This window comes from Paenibacillus sp. FSL R7-0272, from assembly GCF_037969905.1.
Classification (GTDB): domain Bacteria; phylum Bacillota; class Bacilli; order Paenibacillales; family Paenibacillaceae; genus Paenibacillus; species Paenibacillus polysaccharolyticus.
In genome coordinates, this window is record NZ_CP150221.1 from 4,269,124 (window position 1) to 4,290,972 (window position 21,849).

The 21,849-nt window shown below is 47.3% G+C and carries 22 protein-coding genes; 5 read left to right on the forward strand and 17 right to left on the reverse strand.

Annotated features, from left to right (window positions below; all coding sequences use genetic code 11):
* Positions 1 to 46: 46 nt before the first annotated feature.
* Positions 47 to 1,771, reverse strand: coding sequence for an acetate--CoA ligase (gene acsA, locus MKY23_RS18940; protein ID WP_339831410.1), 1,725 nt, complete (start codon positions 1,769 to 1,771; stop codon positions 47 to 49).
* A gap of 269 nt (positions 1,772 to 2,040) precedes the next feature.
* On the opposite strand from acsA, the gene MKY23_RS18945 reads away from it, so the two are divergent.
* The gene (locus MKY23_RS18945) at positions 2,041 to 2,673 is read left to right on the forward strand and encodes a GNAT family N-acetyltransferase (protein ID WP_145331936.1); all 633 of its coding nucleotides are present in this window, start codon (positions 2,041 to 2,043) and stop codon (positions 2,671 to 2,673) included.
* Between the two features lie 159 nt (positions 2,674 to 2,832).
* Here MKY23_RS18945 and MKY23_RS18950 read toward each other — a convergent pair whose 3' ends face one another.
* The 4 genes from MKY23_RS18950 to MKY23_RS18965 all read right to left on the reverse strand — a co-directional run bounded on the left by MKY23_RS18950 (position 2,833) and on the right by MKY23_RS18965 (position 5,666).
* Positions 2,833 to 3,507: a 5'-methylthioadenosine/adenosylhomocysteine nucleosidase gene (locus MKY23_RS18950; protein ID WP_090923783.1), complete on the reverse strand. Its 675-nt coding sequence runs from the start codon at positions 3,505 to 3,507 to the stop codon at positions 2,833 to 2,835.
* A gap of 175 nt (positions 3,508 to 3,682) precedes the next feature.
* Positions 3,683 to 4,690, reverse strand: coding sequence for a catabolite control protein A (gene ccpA / locus MKY23_RS18955; RefSeq protein WP_090923671.1), 1,008 nt, complete (start codon positions 4,688 to 4,690; stop codon positions 3,683 to 3,685).
* A gap of 92 nt (positions 4,691 to 4,782) precedes the next feature.
* A complete protein-coding gene (gene ytxJ, locus MKY23_RS18960) occupies positions 4,783 to 5,130 on the reverse strand; it encodes a bacillithiol system redox-active protein YtxJ (RefSeq protein ID WP_090923672.1) in 348 nt (115 codons plus the stop codon).
* 122 nt (positions 5,131 to 5,252) lie between these two features.
* Positions 5,253 to 5,666, reverse strand: coding sequence for a hypothetical protein (locus MKY23_RS18965; protein ID WP_154957727.1), 414 nt, complete (start codon positions 5,664 to 5,666; stop codon positions 5,253 to 5,255).
* Positions 5,667 to 5,959: 293 nt separating this feature from the next.
* On the opposite strand from MKY23_RS18965, the gene MKY23_RS18970 reads away from it, so the two are divergent.
* Positions 5,960 to 6,493, forward strand: a complete 534-nt coding sequence (locus MKY23_RS18970; protein WP_339831413.1) for a type 1 glutamine amidotransferase domain-containing protein — start codon at positions 5,960 to 5,962, stop codon at positions 6,491 to 6,493.
* A 145-nt stretch (positions 6,494 to 6,638) separates the two neighbouring features.
* On the opposite strand, the gene ptsP is transcribed toward MKY23_RS18970, so the two are convergent.
* The 4 genes from ptsP to aroA all read right to left on the reverse strand — a co-directional run bounded on the left by ptsP (position 6,639) and on the right by aroA (position 12,217).
* Positions 6,639 to 8,399: a phosphoenolpyruvate--protein phosphotransferase gene (gene ptsP, locus MKY23_RS18975; RefSeq protein ID WP_090923675.1), complete on the reverse strand. Its 1,761-nt coding sequence runs from the start codon at positions 8,397 to 8,399 to the stop codon at positions 6,639 to 6,641.
* The gene (locus MKY23_RS18980) at positions 8,396 to 10,276 is read right to left on the reverse strand and encodes a glucose PTS transporter subunit IIA (RefSeq protein WP_339831415.1); all 1,881 of its coding nucleotides are present in this window, start codon (positions 10,274 to 10,276) and stop codon (positions 8,396 to 8,398) included. Before MKY23_RS18980 ends, ptsP begins: the two co-directional genes overlap by 4 nt.
* A 174-nt stretch (positions 10,277 to 10,450) precedes the next feature.
* The gene (locus tag MKY23_RS18985) at positions 10,451 to 10,885 is read right to left on the reverse strand and encodes a CoA-binding protein (protein WP_090923677.1); all 435 of its coding nucleotides are present in this window, start codon (positions 10,883 to 10,885) and stop codon (positions 10,451 to 10,453) included.
* Positions 10,886 to 10,921: 36 nt separating this feature from the next.
* On the reverse strand, positions 10,922 to 12,217 hold the full coding sequence (gene aroA / locus MKY23_RS18990) for a 3-phosphoshikimate 1-carboxyvinyltransferase (RefSeq protein ID WP_339831418.1): 1,296 nt from the start codon (positions 12,215 to 12,217) through the stop codon (positions 10,922 to 10,924).
* Between the two features lie 143 nt (positions 12,218 to 12,360).
* Here aroA and MKY23_RS18995 point away from each other — a divergent pair, with 143 nt between their 5' ends.
* A complete protein-coding gene (locus MKY23_RS18995) occupies positions 12,361 to 12,666 on the forward strand; it encodes a rhodanese-like domain-containing protein (protein WP_090923679.1) in 306 nt (101 codons plus the stop codon).
* 141 nt (positions 12,667 to 12,807) lie between these two features.
* Here the strand turns inward: MKY23_RS18995 and MKY23_RS19000 are convergent, their stop codons facing one another.
* Together MKY23_RS19000 and gndA are read right to left on the reverse strand one after the other, a co-directional pair.
* A complete protein-coding gene (locus MKY23_RS19000) occupies positions 12,808 to 13,317 on the reverse strand; it encodes a shikimate kinase (RefSeq protein ID WP_339831421.1) in 510 nt (169 codons plus the stop codon).
* A 270-nt stretch (positions 13,318 to 13,587) separates the two neighbouring features.
* Positions 13,588 to 14,997 (reverse strand): NADP-dependent phosphogluconate dehydrogenase, encoded by a 1,410-nt coding sequence (gene gndA, locus MKY23_RS19005; protein ID WP_339831423.1) that lies wholly within the window; start codon positions 14,995 to 14,997, stop codon positions 13,588 to 13,590.
* Positions 14,998 to 15,208: 211 nt separating this feature from the next.
* Between gndA and MKY23_RS19010 the strand changes: the two genes are divergently transcribed.
* Positions 15,209 to 15,814 carry a suppressor of fused domain protein gene (locus MKY23_RS19010; RefSeq protein WP_339831425.1) on the forward strand — a complete coding sequence of 202 codons (606 nt, stop codon included), beginning with the start codon at positions 15,209 to 15,211 and terminating at the stop codon, positions 15,812 to 15,814.
* A gap of 140 nt (positions 15,815 to 15,954) precedes the next feature.
* Here MKY23_RS19010 and MKY23_RS19015 read toward each other — a convergent pair whose 3' ends face one another.
* Complete coding sequence (locus tag MKY23_RS19015) at positions 15,955 to 16,554, reverse strand: hypothetical protein (protein ID WP_154957732.1); 600 nt, start codon at positions 16,552 to 16,554, stop codon at positions 15,955 to 15,957.
* A 350-nt stretch (positions 16,555 to 16,904) separates the two neighbouring features.
* Positions 16,905 to 18,215 carry an MFS transporter gene (locus MKY23_RS19020; RefSeq protein WP_154957733.1) on the reverse strand — a complete coding sequence of 437 codons (1,311 nt, stop codon included), beginning with the start codon at positions 18,213 to 18,215 and terminating at the stop codon, positions 16,905 to 16,907.
* A gap of 177 nt (positions 18,216 to 18,392) precedes the next feature.
* Between MKY23_RS19020 and MKY23_RS19025 the strand changes: the two genes are divergently transcribed.
* Positions 18,393 to 19,868, forward strand: a complete 1,476-nt coding sequence (locus MKY23_RS19025) for an aminotransferase class I/II-fold pyridoxal phosphate-dependent enzyme (RefSeq protein ID WP_090923785.1) — start codon at positions 18,393 to 18,395, stop codon at positions 19,866 to 19,868.
* Between the two features lie 175 nt (positions 19,869 to 20,043).
* Here the strand turns inward: MKY23_RS19025 and MKY23_RS19030 are convergent, their stop codons facing one another.
* From MKY23_RS19030 to MKY23_RS19045, 4 genes are all read right to left on the reverse strand, one after another.
* Positions 20,044 to 20,361 (reverse strand): DUF1292 domain-containing protein, encoded by a 318-nt coding sequence (locus MKY23_RS19030; protein WP_090923684.1) that lies wholly within the window; start codon positions 20,359 to 20,361, stop codon positions 20,044 to 20,046.
* 98 nt (positions 20,362 to 20,459) lie between these two features.
* The gene (locus MKY23_RS19035) at positions 20,460 to 21,014 is read right to left on the reverse strand and encodes a copper amine oxidase (RefSeq protein ID WP_090923685.1); all 555 of its coding nucleotides are present in this window, start codon (positions 21,012 to 21,014) and stop codon (positions 20,460 to 20,462) included.
* A 201-nt stretch (positions 21,015 to 21,215) separates the two neighbouring features.
* On the reverse strand, positions 21,216 to 21,416 hold the full coding sequence (locus MKY23_RS19040; RefSeq protein WP_154983409.1) for a hypothetical protein: 201 nt from the start codon (positions 21,414 to 21,416) through the stop codon (positions 21,216 to 21,218).
* Positions 21,417 to 21,490: 74 nt separating this feature from the next.
* The gene (locus MKY23_RS19045) at positions 21,491 to 21,679 is read right to left on the reverse strand and encodes a hypothetical protein (protein WP_123062398.1); all 189 of its coding nucleotides are present in this window, start codon (positions 21,677 to 21,679) and stop codon (positions 21,491 to 21,493) included.
* Positions 21,680 to 21,849 lie beyond the last annotated feature (170 nt).

Sequence of the window (21,849 nt, forward strand, 5' to 3'; positions counted from 1 at the left end):
GGCTTTGTTTATGTTCATGTCCTTTTTAATTCTACATGCTAGCTACTCAGTCCTCAATGGTGGATAAGTCACCTGTTGGCAGATCAAGTTCCCATGCCTTCAACACACGGCGCATAATCTTGCCTGAACGAGTCTTCGGCAGTCTTTCTTTGAATTCGATCTCACGCGGTGCAGCGTGAGCGGACAGGCCCTCTTTTACAAACCGATAGATTTCTTCCTTCAGTTCCGGCGTCGCCTCATACCCCTCACGAAGCGCGACAAACGCTTTAATGATCTCTCCGCGTGTCACATCCGGTTTACCGATCACGCCAGCCTCAGCAACCGCTGGGTGCTCTACCAGTTTACTTTCCACTTCAAACGGTCCAATGCGCTCACCTGAAGAGTTGATGACATCGTCGATGCGTCCCTGGAACCAGAAGTATCCGTCTTCGTCCATGTACGCTGAATCCCCGGATACATACCAGCCTGTCAGTCTGAAGTACTCCTCATACTTCGCTGGATTATTCCAGATTTTTGCCATCATCGACGGCCAAGGTGTGCGGATCGCCAGATTCCCCATACTGTATGGAGGGAGCTCTTGTCCACGATCATCGATAATAGCTGCTTCAACACCCGGTAAAGGACGTCCCATGGAACCTGGTTTAATCGGCATACCCGGGTAGTTACAGATTAACTGTGCTCCCGTCTCGGTCATCCACCATGTATCATGAATTCGTTGACCGTACGCTTTCCAGCCCCAACGTACGACCTCCGGATTCAGCGGTTCCCCTACCGACATGACATGACGCAAGCTACTTAAATCATGTTGGGCAATCGTCTCGTCCCCTGCGCCCATAAGCATACGGAACGCCGTAGGGGCACTGTACCATACACTTACTTTGTTTTTCTCGATTGTGCTATACCAGTCCTGCGGACTAAAACGTCCCCCACGAATCACATTCGTTACCCCGTTAAGCCAAGGGGCGAAAATGCCATACGACGTGCCTGTTACCCAACCTGGATCGGCAGTGCACCAATATATGTCGTCTTCTCGCAGGTCAAGTACAACTTTACCTGTATAATAATGCTGAATCATCGCATTCTGAACGTGGTACACACCCTTCGGTTTCCCTGTTGAACCCGAGGTGTAATGAATCAACAGTCCATCCTCACGCGTCAGCCATTCTACTTCCATATCATCTGAAGCCGCAGACATCTCTGCATCAAAATCAATAAGACCTTCCTCAGACTGCGGGCCACCGCCGACAACAAAAATATGTTTCAGCTCTGGTAATTCGGAACGTTTGATCCGTCCCAGAAGCTCAGGCGTAGTCACGAGCGCAACAGCACCACTGTCCTCCAACCGATCCTTCACCGCCGTTTCCATAAAGGCCTCGAATAAAGGACCCGCTACAGCGCCCACTTTTAAAATTCCCAGCAAACTGAAATACAGCTCAGGACTTCGTGGCATGAAAATAAAAACACGATCTCCCTTAGCCACGCCATATTTACGCAGCACATTACCAAAACGACTCGACTGTTCGCTCAGATCTGCGAAGGTATAAGCTTCCTCACGAGAAGCATCGCTGTAGAGCAAGGCCGTCTTCCCACCTCTGCCTTCCAGGACATGGCGATCAATCGCCTCATGTGCCATATTCACTTTGCCGCTGGCGTGCCACGTAAAGTGCCTTTCTACCGTTTCCCAATCGAACCGGCTTCTTGCTTCCGTATAATCACCCAGATTCGATTCAGACACCACCGTTTGCAGCATCTCATTATGTGCTTGACTCATGCTTGCCAGCCTCCTTTAACTCGACATTTCGATTCCCTTCAGGGTTCATTCGTATTGCCTTTGTGTTGACTGAACTTCCAGTTAGCGCTTACATTAGTAGAGAGAACTTCTCGTCATGTACTTGCCTGACCCAACCGATGCACTCAAACGGTGTTGAATTGTGAACATTTTTTGTCAACGCAATTATAGCAAATTGGATCAAACATCGTCTACGGCTTTTCATTTTTTTGGTTTTTTGCTATAAGTAGGGGGAGAGAGGGGTATGAACCATGGAGCATATCAAGAAGCATCATATACGTTCCATTTTCAAGTCCGACCACCGAATTACGGTTGAGGGGCCCGTGCCCGCAGAACAGATTATGGAATTGACGTTTCACTCCGATCTGGATGCCTTTCGGCGCCCAACAGAGCAACAAGAAGCCATTGCCGAGATTGCCGCCTTACCCGAAGGGCGAATTATAATTGCCCATGAGAATAATATCATCATCGGATACGTTACTTTTCACTACGCAGATGAGTGTGAACGCTGGTCCGAGGGCAATATGACAGACCTAATCGAGCTTGGAGCCATCGAAGTCGCAGACGAGTATCGCTCTCTTGGTGTAGGCCGTGAAATGCTCCTTACTGCGATGCAAGATACGTATATGGAGAACTATATTATTTTCACGACAGAGTATTACTGGCACTGGGACTTGAAAGGCAGCGGACTATCGGTATGGGATTATCGCAAAATGATGGAGCGGCTTATGCAAAACATTGATATGACCTGGTACGCGACAGATGATCCTGAAATCTGCTCCCATCCTGCGAATTGCCTTATGGTTCGGATCGGCAGTCAAGTACCCATGACCTCGGAGGAACAGTTTGACCGTGTCCGCTTTCGTCATCGGTTTATGTATTAAAGAAAAAGATAAAAGGTACGAATCGCGAATTGAATACATAAAAGAACCGCCTTACAGATCATTCTCCATCGTAAACGGAAAATGCATCTGTGATGCGGTTTATTGGTGTCTCATTTCGATTTATTCGTGTCTCATTGCGAGTAAGTCACGTGTTTCGAATCACATATGTTCAAGCATGTGCTCAACAATACGATGGGAACGCTGAGAAGACTGCACCGTGAACTCGGCAAAATTCACATGTGCAGAACCGTCTGCCTTGTCAGACATGCTACGTAGCACAACGAAGGGTACACGGTTCATGTGACATACTTGAGCCACCGCAGCCCCTTCCATCTCTGCACAAGCTCCGTCCATCTCTCTATAGAGCATGTTTACGGTTTCCTTGCTGGCAATAAACTGATCACCCGACAACACCTTGCCAATCCGATATTGAGCGCCCTGCGCCTTGCACGCTTCTTCAGCAAGCGAGATTAACGCAGGCTCTGCCGGGAATGCCGATGTCTCCTGGTACGGTATCACTCCACGCTCGAATCCTAGTGGCGTTACGTCCATGTCGTGCTGCACACACACTGAAGAAATAACCATGTCGCCAATGTTCAATTCGGGATGAACTGCTCCTGCTACACCTGTAAAAATTACTCGATTCACCTGAAAACGATCAATCAGAATCTGCGTAGTTACCGCCGCATTTACTTTCCCTACGCCTGACTTGCATACCACAATCTGCTTGCCAAGCCACTCACCGGCGACATACGTAATCCCTGTCTGCTTCACCGTTTCAAGTTGTTTCATGCCCTGAAGCAGAAGTTCCACTTCCTCATCCATAGCACCCATAATTCCTATCGTTTCACGCACTGTTGTATCCTCCCTGTTCCCGTTCTGTATGTGAGATCATGTCATTACCCAAGCCGTTTTAAGCACAAAAGCTCCGTTTCCGGAGCTCCTGCACAATCAAAATCTATGTAGAGAGAATTGAATCTCCCCTTCGCTTACTTAATAAAATAGTCAATTAACCCGCGTGACTTACAGACAGACGAAGAATGGTTTCATGCGGCAAAATCACTCTTGGATTTTCCACATTTTCTTTCTTCATCAGTTTGGTCAGCAAACGCATCGCTACCGCGCCCAGATCATACATCGGCTGTGCAACAGTTGTTAACTGTGGACGCACCATGGAAGCCATACGAATGTTATCCACACTAATAATGGAGAAGTCATCCGGTACTTTCAATCCATCGTCTTGAATACTGTGAATTGCACCAATTGCCATTTCATCTGTTGCAGCAAAGATCGCAGTCGGTTTTTTCTTGAGTCCAAGGAAGTATTTCATCGCTTCCACACCGGATTCATAACGATAGTTACCGATGCGTACCAGATCCTCTTGATATTCAATACCCGCTGCTTCCAGTGCCTTCTTGTACCCTTGGAAACGTGCAAACCCGTTAGCCGGATCCTGCAACGTTCCACTGATCATCGCGATCTCTTTGTGACCGTGGCGAATGAGTGTGTTGACAGCATCAAACGCAGCTGCTTCATGATCAATATCAACAGAAGGGAATGTGCCCTTCTCATCACTTGTTGCGCACAATACGATTGGAACTGCTGCAGACTGGAACGCTTGAATGTGTTCATCCGTTACCGTACCGCCCATGAAGAGCAGTCCATCCACTTGTTTCTCCAGCAGGGTGTTGATAACACGAATTTCTTTTTCTTTCTTTTTGTCCGCATTACACAGAATGATATTGTAGTGGTACATATTCGCAATATCTTCGATTCCGCGGGCAATCTCCGCAAAGGTGGAGTTCGAAATGTCCGGAATAACGACTCCAACTGTCGTTGTCTTTTTGCTCGCCAGACCACGTGCTACCGCATTCGGACGATATCCGAGTCGTTCAATTGCTTCGTATACTTTTTTCCGCGTTTGCGGTTTGACATTAGGGTTATTGTTGACTACCCGTGATACCGTTGCCATAGACACTCCAGCTTCACGTGCCACATCATAAATGGTTACCGTCACAGTACTTCGCTCCATTACCAGTAAATTTTCATTCCATTTTCATTAAGATTTATATTACGACAAATTATTGCATTAATCAATTAAAATAGGCTCTAGGACTCACTTAAAGTGTTAGCAAGCATCTTACTGGTAATCTCTGAATGGGAAGTATGCCATACTGGATTTCCCTTTTTGACCAGAATAACTTGGGGAGATTCGTGCTTAACACCCAGTCTCTCAGCTGCTTCGTTAGATACCGGACGATCTTCCACCACATAGATGATGCCATATTTCACGCTTTCATTCGGAGAGTTATGCAGATAATCATTCATCTCCTGATAAGCATGTGCGCTGATTGGACAGCGGGTACTATGCTTGAACAGAAGCAAGGGTTGATCCTCCGTCGCCTGCACAGCGGAGTTTAGCTGTTCAATACTTGTCATTTTAGTCATGTCAGCCATTCGTTATACATCCCCCTTAATCAGCAATAACGCCTTGTTGAGCGTTTTCACTCTTCGATATCTTAACAAAAAGTGAGCAAAAAATCCAATTTTCATGAAAACAAGCATTCTACACGTCAAAACTAGACGGCATTTGAGAAATGCGCCTGCCATACAAAACCCGACAACTGTGCCAGTCTGCGCTCCGTATCCTCAATCCATGCCTTGTCTTCCGCTTTGTGTGCGTAGCTCATAATATCGAGCAATAGATTGATTCGTGCCTCTACCGCCTCTTTCATTCGGTATTCCATCTCTTGATCCGTTGCCTCCGGCCAGGCCAGAAGCTGTTCGTGAAGCAGGTCAGCCAGTTCATTCTGTTCCCCAAAAGAGACATCCTGCTTCACGGGCTGTTCACCCAGTTTACTAATACATTCTGTCAAATCCGGTTTCACCGGCTGTAACACCTCGTATGATACACAGTCTGCACACGCAAAAACAGGTACATTACGAATTTCTACCTTCTTGGCGTATACGACCGTTCTTAATTCCAATTCCATTACATGTCCACATCTGCACGACTTGCGCACAACCATCACCTCATTCGTTCTTTACTCTCTATGTATGTACCATTCGACCTATTTCCGCCTAAATCCTGCTGTAAACTAAAGGTTGCACAAATTACCACTGTCACCAGATGAAGGTTGTCGAATGAAGGCCCGGGTTGGTTTGAAATCGTTCTATCTAGATGAGAACTTGCACTTAAACATACTTAAATTAGGAAGCCAATTAGCAAATCTGGTACAATATAAGACGCGATCTGCCAAATTCATTATCGAAGGAGAGTTCATATATGAGATTATCAGGTCAAAAAGTCATCGCACTGGTTGATGAAGAATTTGAAGATCTGGAGCTTTGGTACCCGGTATACCGCGTCCGTGAAGAAGGTGCCGAAGTGCATCTGGCTGGCGAGCAAAAAGGAAAAACATACGTCGGCAAATATGGTGTTCCTGCTACCGCTGAATACAGTTTCGATGAGCTCAGCAGTTCCGATTATGATGGAATACTGGTGCCGGGAGGATGGGCTCCAGATAAACTACGGCGCTACCCCAAAGTGCTGGAGCTTGTAAAAGAGATGCATGCAGACCACAAGCCGATCGGGCAAATCTGCCATGCAGGCTGGGTACTCATCTCTGCCAAAATTTTGAACGGAGTCACCGTAACCTCAACGCCAGGCATTCGGGACGACATGGAGAATGCAGGTTCGATATGGAAAGATGAAGCCGTTGTCGTGGATGGGCATATCATCTCCGCTCGTCGTCCACCGGATCTCCCTCCTTATGGAAAAGCTTTCTGTGATGCACTCGCTGCAAAAATAGCCAAATAACAGCAAGGTAAAACGAAAACAAAGAAAAAACCGCTATGCAATCCTATGCATGGCGGTTTTTATATCTTTTGGAAAAAGTGGTACAAAAGTGAATATATTAATTTAAAGGTATTGCTCGTCTGCTAATGCGTGCAGTCAGTTTACTTTAAGATGCGTTTGATCCGCTCTGATCGTCAGGACTGCCGCTCGCATCATTAAATATCTGCAAACGCTGTTCAATTTCACTGCTCGTTCTGAGGGTAAAACACTTGCGTGCCTCCTCCTTCGCATCAGCAGCCGTAGTATTCAAAACTCTATGCTTCACGCGCAGCAAGGATTGCGGAGACATGCTGAGATGACGAATCCCGAGTTCCAGCCATAGCGGAATGGAGCGCTCGTCCCCTGCCATCTCACCACACACACTAACGTCAATCCCAGCCGTATGTGCTGCGTCTACGGTCGCTCGTAGCATACGCAGCACAGCCGGATGATACGGATGATACATATGAGCAATCTGTTCATTCATTCGGTCTACTGCTAGCACATACTGTACCAGATCATTCGTTCCGATACTGAAGAAATCTGCTTCTTCCGCAAGAAGATCTGCAATCATCACGGCAGCAGGGACCTCAATCATGATGCCTACCTGAATATTTGCATCGTAGGCCAAGCCCCGTTCATCCAGATCAGCCATCGCTTCCCGAAGGATTTCGTTGGCTTGTTGCAACTCCTCAACCGATGAGATCATGGGATACATAATTTTCACATTGCCCGCTGCGCTTGCGCGTAGAATGGCCGTCAGCTGCGTTTTGAACAGATCCTTACGATCCAAACTGATTCGAATGGCTCGATAGCCCAGAAACGGATTATCTTCTTCCGGTAATTCAAAATAATCGAGCTCTTTGTCGCCCCCAATGTCGAGTGTGCGAATCACAACCGCCTGTCCAGCTGTTTTCTCGGCAACAAGCCGGTACACCTCATACTGTTCCTGCTCTCCAGGGAAGGTCGAACGATCCATATACAGGAATTCAGTTCGGAACAAACCTACACCTTTGGCTCCGTGTTTCAAAGCCAGATCAAGCTCCTTCACGGAGCTGATGTTGGAAGCAAGCTTCAGCACAGATCCATCCTTGGTCACCGCATCTACGGTGGCAAGCACCTGCAACTGTTCTTTTTTCTGCATCTCCTTGTTGCGAAGCATCGTGTACCGTTCAATGGTTTTGCGATCCGGGTCTGTGAATACCAACCCATTATCACCGTCAACGACAAGCATGTCCCCTGTTTCGACCGGCATGCCAAGACTCGCTTCCAATCCGGAAACGAGAGGAATCCCGAGTGCACGTGCCATAATGGCCGAGTGAGACGTTTTACCTCCAATAAGCGTAACGATACCCAAAACATAGCTTGGATTTAAATGCGCCAATTGAGACGGTGACAGCTCTTTAGCAACGAGAATGTAAGGTTGTGTATCTGAAGGTAACGTAATCTCAGGTGCACCCAGAAGATGTTTAAGCAGGCGGTTACCGACATCCTTGATATCGATCGCCCGCTCCTTCATATATTCATCTTCCAGAAGGTCAAACATGGTGACAAAGTGGTCTATCGCCTCTTTTACCGCCACCTCTGCCGCCTTATACTGACGCTCAATAATGCCACGTATTTCATTCATGAAAACCGGATCTTCCAGAATCGCCAGATGCGCATCAAAGATGCTGGATTCCTCAGGTCCTACAACTTCTTTGAACTCATTTTTGATATATTCGATCTCATCCTTCGATGTCCGTATCCCCTCGTACAGCCGTTCGAATTCCTGGGCAAGATCCACCGAATCCATCTTCTGGTCGGGTAGATCCCATTCCCAGCTGGGCAGGACAAATGCTTTGCCGATGGCGATGCCTGCAGCTCCATTGATGCCTTGTATCTTCATTCTACCCCTCCAACGTTCCTGTCATAGAGCACCACGGACATGACGGATGCCTGACCTTTCTTCACTTGCTTGAATGGAGCAAAACTCCATGATTTTACACGATCCGGATTCGTAATGACCATCGGAGTCGTGAGTGACGCCGCTTGTTCACGTAATACAGCTAGATCAAACTTGATCAGCAGTTGTCCAGGCTCAACGGTATCCCCTTCTTGTACAAACGCTTCAAAATGCCCTTTCAGCTGTGAGGTATCGATCCCGATATGAAGCAGAACCTCCAGTCCCTCTCGTGTAGAAATACCTAGGGCATGCATCGTCGGATACAAATGCATGATCGTTCCAAAGACAGGCGACACCAGTTCTCCTCGCTCCGGTACAAAAGCAACACCGTCTCCAACGAGCTTGGCTGCAAAAATCTGATCTGGCACTTCCTCAATCGGGAGCATTTTCCCCTGCACAGGTGCTGCGAACAGTACCTGTTGCAAATCCCGTTCCAGCAACTTCGCAATCTCTTCCCGGATCAGTTCGGAATAGGTGCCGAATACAACCTGCACGTTACCGCCGCCGAGCTTGATCAGTCCAGCAGAACCCAGATTCTTCATTGCACCCGTATCGATCAACCGATCATCGTGAACCGTCAGACGCAGGCGTGTAATACATGCCTCCACCTGCACGATGTTGCTTTTCCCGCCCAATGCTTCGAGAATCAACGGAGCTTGATAAGGGATATTTCCAACCCAATCTTCCAGCATAGACCCTTCTTCTCGCCCTGGTGTCGGGATTTTGAACGTACGAATCGCCCAGCGGAACAGAAAATAATAGACCAGCCCATATAGTATGCCAATCGGAATGAGCTTCCAAGCATTCTCAGACAGATGGAAATTGAGTATGTAATCAATAACGCCAGCCGAGTATGAGAAACCATGCCTTATATCTAGCCAATAACTTAGCCACATGGCCACCCCGGACATCACTGCATGTACGATAAACAGATACGGCGCCGCGAAAAGAAAAGCAAACTCGATCTGCTCGGACACCCCTGTTAAAAAACAAACCAATGCAGAAGTCAGAAACGTTTTTCTGATTTTTGGTTTTAAATCTTCCCTGGCCTCTTGAATAATGGCAAATGCAATCGCAGGGATAGCAAACATCATAATCGGGAAAAGTCCAGCCATGAAAAATCCAGCTGACGGATCACCAGCAAAGAAACGTGGTAAATCCCCTTGCACAATATTGCCACTCGGCGTTTCATAGGTTCCTAGCTGGAACCAGAATACGTTATTCAGCAGATGATGAAGCCCAAAAGCAACCAGCACCCTGTATAACACACCATAGATGAACAATCCGAAACCGCCAAGACTGTATTCCCATGTTGCAATGGAATTCAGGCCATGTTGCAGAACCGGAGCAAGCCATAACATAAAGCAGGAAAAAAGAGCCGAACAGAGTCCGACGATAAGCAAAACAAACCTTGATCCGCCGAAAAATTGCAAGATTTCGGGCAGTTTGATACTTTTGAACCGATTATGCATTCCACCGGCTAACGCACCGAGTATAATTCCAATTAATGATGCAGGTTGCACCGTGCCATCCCCGAAATTTCGGGTAACCTGATCATAGATAACGATACCAGCCAGCGCTGCAAGTCCAGCTTGACCGGCCTGGTTGGAGAGCCCCAGCGCCACACCGACAGCGAACAAATACGGCAAAAAATAAAAAATACCGTGTCCGGCCACGGTAGACACTTCACCAACAACTTTCATTCCCCAGGAGTCCCAGGGCAGACTGCCCACACTGAGCAAAATGGCAGCAGCGGGCAGGACCATTGTAGGCAGCATAACCGCTCTTCCGAGCTGCTGCAAGGATCCGAGCCAATTCATGGCGACCTCTCCTTTCTATCCTAGATGGTAAGCTTTACACAGCATTTTGTCAAAGCAAAAGCATCATGTTTAACAGGAAAAATCCCGTGTCTTAGAAAAGACGCGGGATGTTCATTACAATCCTGAATTGGATATGCGATGCCAAGAACGAATTCATGACGACAGCATGGCCTCTTAGCCGCGGCCAGCGCCGCGCAGAACGATGGAATCTTCTACCTTGATACAACGATTGGTGACTGCAGTCATGCCGTTCTCTGCCGCAATCTGGACAGCCTCATCGTTATGAATGCCGAGTTGAAGCCATAATACATTGGCCTTGATCGCAGCAGCTTCACGAGCGACTTCCGCGCAGAACTCCTCACGCCGAAAAACATTAACAATATCTACAGGCTCGGGGATATCTGCGAGTGTGGCATACACCTTCTCGCCAAGAATCTCTCCCTGTGCTTGCGGATTAACAGGGATAATGCGGTATCCTCTGCTCTGCATCGCTTCCGCGACCATATACGAGGTACGATCTGATTTGTCCGATAAGCCGACAACAGCGATGTTGCCTGCATTGCGCAAAATGTGTCCAATTTCTTCTCGAGTAGGGTTGTTAAATTCCATGTTCAAGCACCATCCTTTTCTGCTTAACGTGTTAATTTACTCTTTTACCCACTGAACCGAGGCGCCAAGCGCCTGCAAATGATCAAAATATTGCGGATATGACTTGGCTACATGGTGCGCATCCCGAATACGGATAGGCTGCTTGGCACGCAGACCCACGACAGTAAGCGCCATAATGACACGGTGGTCATAGTGAGCATTAATCTCTACGCCGCCCTCGACACCTTCCGGACGCCCGTGTACGATAATCTCAGCCTGACGCTCTTCGACGTTCGCTCCGGCCTTGCGGAGTTCATTTAAATAATCCGTAATTCGGTCACATTCCTTGTAACGCAGGTTCTCTACATTATAAAACCGTGACGTCCCTTCCGCAAATACTGCTGCCGCTACCATAGCCAATACGGCGTCCGTCGCCGCATCTCCGTCGAATTCAATCGCCTTTAATCGGCCATTTCCTTGAACATGAACCACATCATTCTCATGAGTGAGCGGCACTTCCATCATACGCAACACATCAACGATGGCACGTTCCCCTTGCTTGCTCTGCTCCATCAGCCTAAGAATTTTCACATCAGACTGTGTAACTGCTGCGGCAGCAAGTACGGCAGCCGAGCCAGGGTAATCCCCCTGCACAGTATACGTTGTTGGCTTGTATGCCTGTCCGCCAGGTACACGGAAGGACATGTAATCATCGCTTGCGTGGATGATGATCCCTGCTTGTTCAAGAACCTCCAGCGTCTGACCGATGACCACTTTGGATTTCAAATCATTCAGAACCTCAATTGTGCTGTCTTCAGCAAGCAACGGAGTAACAAATAGCAGGGCGCTCAAATACTGAGAGCTTACAGAACCAGACACGCGAATATGTCCGCCTTTGGCCTGACCGCCTTTAATTGTAATCGGCAGTCGTCCTTGCTGATGCTCTACCTGTACCCCCATTTGACCAAGTGCATCAATCAAATCATCATGCGGCCGTTTACCCAGTGAATCAGGGTATGTATTCACAAAAGTTACCTCAGGGCATAGTGCGGTAACCCCCATCAGGAAACGAAGTACTGCCCCGGCATTGCCTACGTTTAATTCACGTACATCACGGGGGTGGCTTCCGAAACCTTGAATGACGATTTTGCTGTCGTCTTCTTCCAGCACAGCGCCCAGATCGCGAATACATCTGCGCATCGCATCGCTGTCCTCACTATGTGCCGGAAAATGAATCGTGCTTGTTCCTTCCGCCAGCGCAGCGGCCAGCAGGTAACGGGTGGTGTAGTTTTTGGAGGACAAAGCTCCGATTTCCCCGTTCAAATTAGGGGTAGGGTTAACAATAACGTCCATGGATGATATTCTCCTTTTATTGATTGTAGTGGTGAAGCTGCATAAATGGTTTTAGTGAGTCTCTGTAAGGCCAAATTGACATCCCCTGGTTCCCTTGGGTATCATTATAGGCGTTAAGTCCATATAGAAAAGAGGACCTGAATATGACACAAATCGCAGAAATTCAACCATCCGAGCTACGTCGCCGTTTACAAGCGGGGGAGAAGCTACAGATGATAGACGTCCGCGAGGACGAAGAGGTCGCGCAAGGCATGATTGCCGGTGCCAAACATATTCCACTGGGACAGATTCCAGATCGCTTATCGGAGATTGATAAGTCCGGTGAGATCGTGATCATCTGCCGTAGCGGTTATCGCAGTGAACGAGCTTGTGAATATCTGCAACAGCTTGGATACGACGGCTGTACCAATATGGTCGGCGGTATGCTGGAGTGGCAACAAGAAGATTAAAAAGTTAGGGCCATTGTTATCGCTGGCGAACCTTTCAAAGTGTTAATTTCCAATGGAGCACACACTCTGCTTTTCCCAAAACGGGCCCACATGGCCCGTTTTTCAATCTTCCTCTCTCGTTCAACTTCGATGATAACAAGCTTAGACGCGGTAATGCGCTAAAATTAAATGAGTCACTTCGGCCGCAGACAACGCAGTAGTATCTACCGTGTAATCCGCAAAACGATATGCATCTTTGCGTTCTTCCATTATCGTGCGAATGCGTTCCTCGGCATTACCTGCAAGTAGTGGACGGTTATCACACCCGCTCACACGTTCCACAATGACCTCAGGGTCTGCGGTTAGGGCAACAACCCAGCCATTCGCTGACATCGATTCACAGTTATCCGGACGAAGTACGACCCCGCCTCCAGTTGCAATGACCTGTCCTTCGTTTTTAAGGACCGTGCACAACACCCGGTTCTCTACGTCACGAAAGTACGCTTCTCCCTTGCCCGAAAACAATTCCGGAATGGTACAGCCTTCCTCCTGTTCAATCGCGGCATCCACATCGATTAACCGGTATCCCAGCTCATGAGAAAGCATATCAGCAACAGTTGATTTGCCCGTTCCCATCATGCCAATGAGAATAATATTTTTAGACTTGCTCAAGGTGTACACTCCTTTAATTCAAGCATTTCGTGAGCACTTTTGTCCTATCATAACACAGCCCTGCGAACGGGGGAAGGCCATGCCTGTACCAAGCTTCCTTTCGAGCCACGACCGTATATACTGTCCCTCCTCTCCCAATGATCTTCATTCATTCATTAATGTTACTCAACAGACTTTTAGTTTCTCTTATCGTATGAAAAAAGAGGAACCTGGTGGTTGTCGGTTTAAACCGATCCTCCAAGTCCCTCTTTACATGCTATGATTCGAATACTACTCCATCCAGTTGTGATGGAAGCTTCCTTCTTTGTCGACACGTTTGAATGTGTGTGCGCCGAAGTAGTCACGTTGTGCTTGCAGCAAGTTTGCCGGCAAACGTTCTGTACGGTAGCTGTCGTAGTAAGACAACGCGCTGGAGAAGCCTGGTACCGGAATACCTTGTTTTACCGCAACGGCTACCACTTCACGCCATGCATCCTGGTAGGATTCCACGATGTTTTGGAAGTATGGATCAAGGAGCAGGTTTTTCAGGGCTGCATCTTTGTCATATGCTTCCTTGATGTTTTGCAGGAACTGTGAACGGATGATGCAACCCCCACGGAAGATCATCGCGATGTTGCCGTATTTCAGATCCCAGCCATATTCGTCAGATGCGGCACGCATCTGTGCGAAGCCTTGGGCGTAGGATACAATTTTACTGGCGAACAGCGCTTTGCGCACGCTCTCGATGAATGCTTTTTTGTCACCGGAGAATGCTTCTGCCTTAGGTCCGCTCAGGATTTTGCTTGCAGCGATACGCTCGTCTTTCATCGCCGACAAGAAACGGGAGAATACGGATTCCGTAATCATGGACAATGGTACGCCGAGATCCAGCGCGCTTTGGCTTGTCCATTTGCCTGTTCCTTTTTGTCCAGCGGCATCCAAAATGACATCAACCATCGGTTTGCCCGTTTCCGGATCGTATTTGGAGAAGATGTCCGCAGTGATCTCGATCAGGTAGCTGTCGAGTTCGCCTTGGTTCCACTCTGTGAAAATTTCGTGCAGTTCTTCTACGGAAACGTTAAGTACGGATTTCAGCAAGTGGTATGCTTCACCAATCAACTGCATGTCACCGTATTCGATACCGTTATGCACCATTTTAACGTAGTGTCCCGCACCGTCAGGTCCGATATATGTACAACATGGGTCGTTACCGACTTTGGCCGAGATCGCCGTCAGGATCGGTTCCACCAGTTTATAAGCACTTTCTTGTCCGCCTGGCATAATGGAAGGTCCTTTCAGTGCACCTTCTTCACCGCCGGATACGCCTGTACCGATAAAGCGAATGCCTTTGTCTTCCAGTTCTTTGCTGCGGCGAACCGTGTCAGGGAAATAGGCATTTCCGCCGTCGATGATGATATCTCCTTGATCCAAATGAGGAAGCAATTGCTCGATAGTAGCATCTGTAGCTTTACCTGCTTGTACCATGATCAGAATTTTGCGCGGGGATTCCAGGGAGGCTACGAATTCTTCAATGGAGAATGTACCTGTCAGGTTTCTGCCCTCGGCTTCTTTCAGCAGGTCATGTGTCTTCTCTGGGGAACGGTTAAATACCGATACTGAAAATCCTCTGCTTTCAATATTAAAGGCCAAATTTTTACCCATGACTGCCAGGCCGATTACGCCGATTTGTTGTTTTGTCATCTGGTCCTCCATCCTTTACTCCAATTAATTTTATTGAAAAAAAATCTCAACAATACACCCATTTTAACGGTTTTATGTATGAAAGTGAACCCTCCACCCGAGCAGGATAGCGGGAAATCGCTGTAATCAGCAAAGGTGTTCATCGTATTTTCATAAAATACGTTATTATAGTATGAGTAATGAATCACCATCAGAGTGGAGGAACTTGTGAATGAGCTATGAGCAGCTTTCAAACGAAGAACGGTTTTCACTGGATATCCGTAGAACTTTTCTTTTGGGAACGTATATGAATGAATGGGGTATGCCTGAGAGCAGAATCGTACTTTCTAAAACAGAGCGCAACGTCCATGTGGAAATCTATTATTTCCCTGCAACGTCGCAATCCGAGATCTCCCGGTTTGTTACTGTAGGTTTATCTCAAGCTGCCCGACCCTCAGGGGAACAAGTCTCCGCAGAGTGGATGCTTGCGCTACCTTCCGATTTAGGCGGTGTAAGTGTAGAACGTGTCAACACCTACTTGGCAGATATCATTACGCATCATATCGAAAATGCTCCAGATTCGGATATCCCGCGTGTGATGAAATCAAGTACGCTAGCACCCACAGAATGGAATGCGACTGCCTTGTTAATTGACGAGTTGCGGGGAGAAAGCGAAGCTCTCGAACTTATTCATATTGGTCAGGAGACAGTCCCTCTGTTGTGGGTCATTCCGATCACCCCAGATGAAGCAGATCTAATTCTGGAACAAGGGATTGAGGAATTTGATACTCATGTAGACAGTTCGGACTATTCCATTATTGATCCTCAGCGTCCGTAGACGAGCGGAAAAGTACAAGTCCAGAGATTCAGAATCCAAAACTAACATTCCCTCTACATATCAAGGGGCCGCCCCTAGTCCGTTAATGACCTTTGGGAACAGCCCCTTTCAATAAAAACGATGCTCAAACACGCTTTGTCTCATCCTTCCAGCATCAGCAGATGCCCGGACAATCGCTGCAGTGCTTCACGGCAGGCATTGGCCTTCTCTGTATTATCGATCTGTACAGCATCATACAGGCGCTCCAGTTCATCATCGATCTCCATACGCAGCAGCATCAGCCGTTCTTCGCCTTCGCGCGAGAGGAACATTTCTTCCATCTCTTCCGCCGTAGGCGCAGGTTCTTTTTGAAAAATAACCCGTTGCTTGAATCCCGACACTTCCACCAGACGAATCACTTCACCAAACAGAATATTCTCCACCGTCATTTGCTGATCCTTGAAGCGTTTCACCACAGCATGCCCGCGTGTATCGCCAATCAGTTTCTCCAACCACTCTGCGAGCTTGGCATCCTTGATCAGATAATCTCCTGTCATTTTATAATTCCCACTGCGTGTTTGTTGAAAACGGAGCTTTACCAGCTTACGTCCGGTGCGGACTGACAAGATAAAGAAGGATTCGTCCTCGCTCCAATATAGTGAATACCCCTCACGAATTAGGTCTTTGATTAGATTTTGGATATGCCGACGGTTGAACCGCAGCTCCAGATTGCAATATTCAACTTCATAACTCTTGTTCACGGCACTCCCTCCATCTGTACCGGATCTGCTCCGGCCTCATGTTTCAAGCGCTTGTGTTACATCGGCTTACCCTATTTTATACTTCATTTTATGTAAGGGTACTTGGTTATTTGACTATTTTTCACGGAATACGAATCCGAATTGAAGCTTTCCGCAGGTGCACAGGGGCAAGCCCCCGGTAATTCATTTTATTACGGAGTACAAGTGACAAAATCATGATCATTGTGTTGTACAGCCGAGATAACTCACTTCATTTGCACTAATTGACGACTCCCAAGTATCACATCACATCAAAAAAGAAGATCCTCAACCCTAATCAGGTTATGGATCTCCTTTTTTCTCTCCTTCATCTATCCAGCTGATGCGGTACGGTAAGGCTTGCGTGCCAAGACAAAGTGAACGACGAAAAGTCCGGCCATTACAAGAGCGCTCGCGATAAACGGAGCCGGATGACTGATGTGATCCCACAACAACCCCGACACAATCGGACCAAAAACCATACCCGAACCTTGCAAAGTAAGGAAGAACCCCCAAATTGCCCCGCGTTCCCCTTCCGGAATCAGTGTGGCAACAAATGCATTCCAAGCCGGAAGAATCATCGCATAACTTACGCCAACAAGCATGACAATGCCAAAAACAACGGGAATGGCTGTCACGATCGAGAAAACAAACAAACTTGCTGCCGCCATCAAAAAACCGATATTCAGGAACGGCTTCGTGCCGAACTTGTCCACCATTTTCCCAACAGGGAGCAGTGCGATGACGGTAATCCCTCCTCCTGCAATGAGTAGCAGGCTATACAGATTGGGTGAGATATTCAGATCTGTTCGTGTATACAGCGTAATGACAGGGCTGAGCAGGCCAATCACAAACGACTGCATAAATAGCGCAGGATAGACCAGCGGATTAACGTTGAGTGTGCTACGTACCCGGTGTAATGTACGCTTTACGCTCTGTTGTAACCGAATAAACGGAGTAAGAAGATTCGGCTTGGCTGGATATTTCTGATTTGCAGACATTCGGTCTTCTCTAGCATCTCCTGCTCCTGTTGCTTGTTCCCCCTGAGCCACAACGCGGCCCGGAAGAATCATAGCGACCAGAATGACCAGAATCGCACATCCCATCAGAACGAGGAAGATTGTACGGTAATCATGATCGGTCCGCTCCAGTAGCCAGTTCATGCCAACAGGCCCGAGCCCCGTGCCTCCCAAAGCCGCCATTTCCAGCGCACCCATCGCTGTTCCATTTTTATTCTGCGGGCCTGACATTGCCGTTACTCCCGTCATTGCGCAGGGCCACAGGGGTGACGTGCCGATTCCGAGAATGAGACAAGCCATAGATAGTCCAACTGCACTTTTGAGAAAAAGAATCATGATCACGGCAATCAAAGTACAGATCAGAGCCGTTACCATCGTGGCGCGGAAACCGATTCGTTCTGCTGCCCAGCCTGAAGGGGCTCTGAACAGATTATCCCCCAGATATTGAAGAGCAAATGCTACGCCGATAACGCCAGCAGACAACCCCAGAATATTGTCCATATATACGGGGAGAACGGCGACCAGCAGTGCCCCCTTGATGATCTCCACTAGAAAAAGTGTCAGCCACATCGCAATAAAAAAAGGCGATCTTAAGATCTTGGCTGGTTTGATGTCGGTTTGCATTCTTTTTCCCCTTTCAAGGTTCATTTACCGTTCCTCTACACATAGTGTAACCGGGGGCATGACAAGCAAATCTCACCAATTCAAAAATTTGTCGTTCATACCGCTTGCATTCAGTGCTTATTTTGCTATACTCATCTTTGTTTACCATTTTACTTAGGAAGGGTTGTGACAGCACTGATGAATCACCACCGTACGCCGCTGTTTACCGCTTTGAAAGATCACGCGGCACTCAATCCCGTACAGTTTCATATTCCGGGACATAAAAAAGGATTGGGAGCGGATACCGAATTCCGTGAATTTATAGGCGATAACGCCTTCTCCATAGATTTAATCAATATCGCACCACTCGATGACCTGCATCAACCCACAGCTGTCATTCGGGAAGCACAGATGCTTGCCGCAGATGCCTTTGGAGCCGATTATACCTATTTTAGTGTACAGGGTACAAGCAGTGCGATTATGACGATGATTCTATCGGTATGCGGACCTGGGGACAAAATTATCGTGCCCCGCAACGTACACAAATCTGTCCTGTCTGCTATTATTTTCTCAGGAGCCAAACCTGTATTTGTTTCTCCTGCACAGGATGTTAACCTTGGTATCGATCACGGTGTAACCATTCAATCGATCCGTCGTGCGCTTGAGCGTCACCCGGATGCCAAAGCTCTGTTAGTCATTAATCCAACCTATTACGGTGTATGTACGGACCTGAAGTCCATCGTAGAGCTGGCTCACAGCTATCAAGTACCCGTTCTGGTGGACGAAGCACACGGGGTACTCATTCATTTCCATGAGGATCTGCCGCTGTCTGCCATGGCCGCTGGAGCCGATATGGCTGCTACAAGTGTGCACAAGCTTGGTGGTTCGATGACACAGAGCTCTGTGCTGAATCTGAATACCAAGAACGGGTATGTCAACCCACAACGTGTACAGACCATTCTCAGCCTGCTGACATCCACATCCACGTCATACGTATTGCTTGCATCGCTGGACACCTCCAGACGCAACCTGGCGCTCCATGGTCATGAGATTGCGCAAAAGGCGATTGATCTTGCTGAGTTTGCAAGACGTACAATCAATGATATTGATGGCTTGTACTGTTTCGGAAAAGAGCTGTTAGGCACAGAAGCCACTTTCAATTATGACCCAACAAAAGTCACGATTCATGTGCGCCATCTCGGCATTACAGGCTACGAAACCGAGAACTGGCTGCGTGAGCATTATAATATCGAAGTAGAGCTTAGCGACATGTACAATATTCTGTGCCTTATCACGCCAGGTGATACAGATGACAGCGTGAATATCTTGCTTAATGCGCTACAGGATTTGTCCCGTACTTATTATCAGGTCAATCCGGCGCATGAACTGGTTGTCAAAGTTCCAGACATCCCTCAGCTGATGTTGACCCCGCGTGATGCTTTTTACGGAGATACTGAGGTCATTCCTTTTAAGGAATCCGCTGGACGCATTATCTCGGAGTTCATTTATGTGTACCCGCCAGGTATTCCGATCCTGCTTCCGGGCGAGGTCATTACGCAAGAAAACATCGATTATATCATTGATCATGTTGAGGTTGGACTGCCCGTTAAAGGACCCGAAGACCGTAGCGTTACGAACGTCAAAGTCATCGTGGAAGCTGACGCCATTTTCTAGAATGGCATTTAGGTCTGAGACAGCTTGAACAGAAAAGGACTGGGTCTACCACCTGGTCCTTTTTGATTTTCATTTTTGGTGACTCTCCGTCTCCGCACCAGCCTGACAATCCAAAGCAACAACAAAAGACCCCCTGAAATTCAAGGAGCCTTCATGTTATATTCCAAAAGATTGACTATTCTTGGGAAGCAACCAGTTCGTTGTATGCCGCTTCAACACGGTTCCACTCTGCTTCATCTTCAATATTGTAGAGCACCATTTCCTCGTCTTCTTCTTCCATACGCAGGATGATGCCGTCAGCTTCAGGATTGTTGCGTTCCAACAGAAGTGCATAAACGTGATCTTGCACGTCAAATGTTTCTACCAAAACCATTTCCACGTCTTGTCCGTTCTCATCAGTCAATGTGAGAAGGATCTCTTCGTGTTCATGATCGTGATCATGGTCGTGACCGCAACCGCAATTATCTCCATGCTCGTGTTTGTGATCGCTCATTGTAATACCTCGCTTCATTAATAGAAAATGTGTAACCTTGCATATCGTAACATGTTCACAGAGCTAGGTCAATTTAGAAGGATAGCGTCTATTCGCCTTTAATCATTCAAGGCTGTAATGATTTTTTCGGCGACCAGAACATAGTTGCTATTTGCATTTTCTTTAATATGAAAACCGACTTGATATTTGCCAGCACGACTAAAATCATAAGTGAAATCATACGTTCGGAACCAGAAGTTGTCCTTCTGCGTAGCGAGATCCTGTGCCTGAATATCCTTTACCTGACCGCTCGGGTCCGTTATGGTAACTTTCACGGCAGCCACATCGGTTGTGAGACTATCTACCTGTGAGAACACATTAAATTTCAATTTGCCCACATTGACGTTCCCAAACACAGTGTCTCCCTTGAACAGAAAAATATGTACGTTCGGCTTGATCACCGTTACTCGCTTGTTACTGTTATCCCACCGAGTAATGCCTCCAGCCTCTCTAACAGGTACATAAGTCGTCCCATCAATTAAATAACCACCGTCAGACGCTTCCTTGCCGTTAATGAGCACACGAATCTTCTCGTTCACAGAGTCCGCAAATAATAAAGACCCGCCCAGCAAGGAGAATACCATGACACACAGCAGCACTCTTTTCCATTTCATCCCGTCAATATACCCTCCCTTGCTGTTAGCTTGTTTGTAGATTTATACTGCGAACGGCTCCACAAAGTTGCGCTGTTTTTCATCATTTTTCATTTTTTATCCAAAATATTTACCACGCTCTGGTAAACACAAAAAAAGGCTATCCTTTTTTCAGGATAACCTATGGCGTCGCATATTATATCTACGTCATTAGACGAAGTATCATGAAGATACGTGGCGAGTGAGGATACAGGGAACCCCTTTGCCAACCGCCCCGCCTTCTCTCATTCGTGCAGCATATTCCGTCCCTCGTGAGCAAGGTGTCTTGCAGCGTTCACATACATCGGATGTGACCAGCTTCATGGATACACGCATCTTGTCACTTTTTAACGCGGGAGCTTTCTTTCCTTTTGCCTTTGCCATCACGGATTCCCCATTTCCCATAATGCTGAATGAATAGTGCATCATATGGGGAAACGCCCAATTGTGTGCCTTCCTTAGAAAACGTATTTAAATACTAAAAAGATAACGAACAAAATACCACCGAGAATCAGCCAATTGCTGATCTCCCACCAAATACTTCTTCCTCCACCAGAGATGAGTTGCTGTGATTTCTCCTCATGACGCTGCTGATGTGTGTGTGATTCGGATAAGTCTGGCGGCTTGTTAAAATCTCTAAAATCCATATCATGCACCTCTCTTTCGGTGATCTCAATTCATTTACAGGATTTGAATTAGTTCGATAAGTTTGCACTTTTATGAATATTTACGGCGATATCCATCCAAAGTTTCAACATTATACATTTATTGAGTTATAGATTGTATCTTAACTCCATTTCACCGAAGCTATAATTTC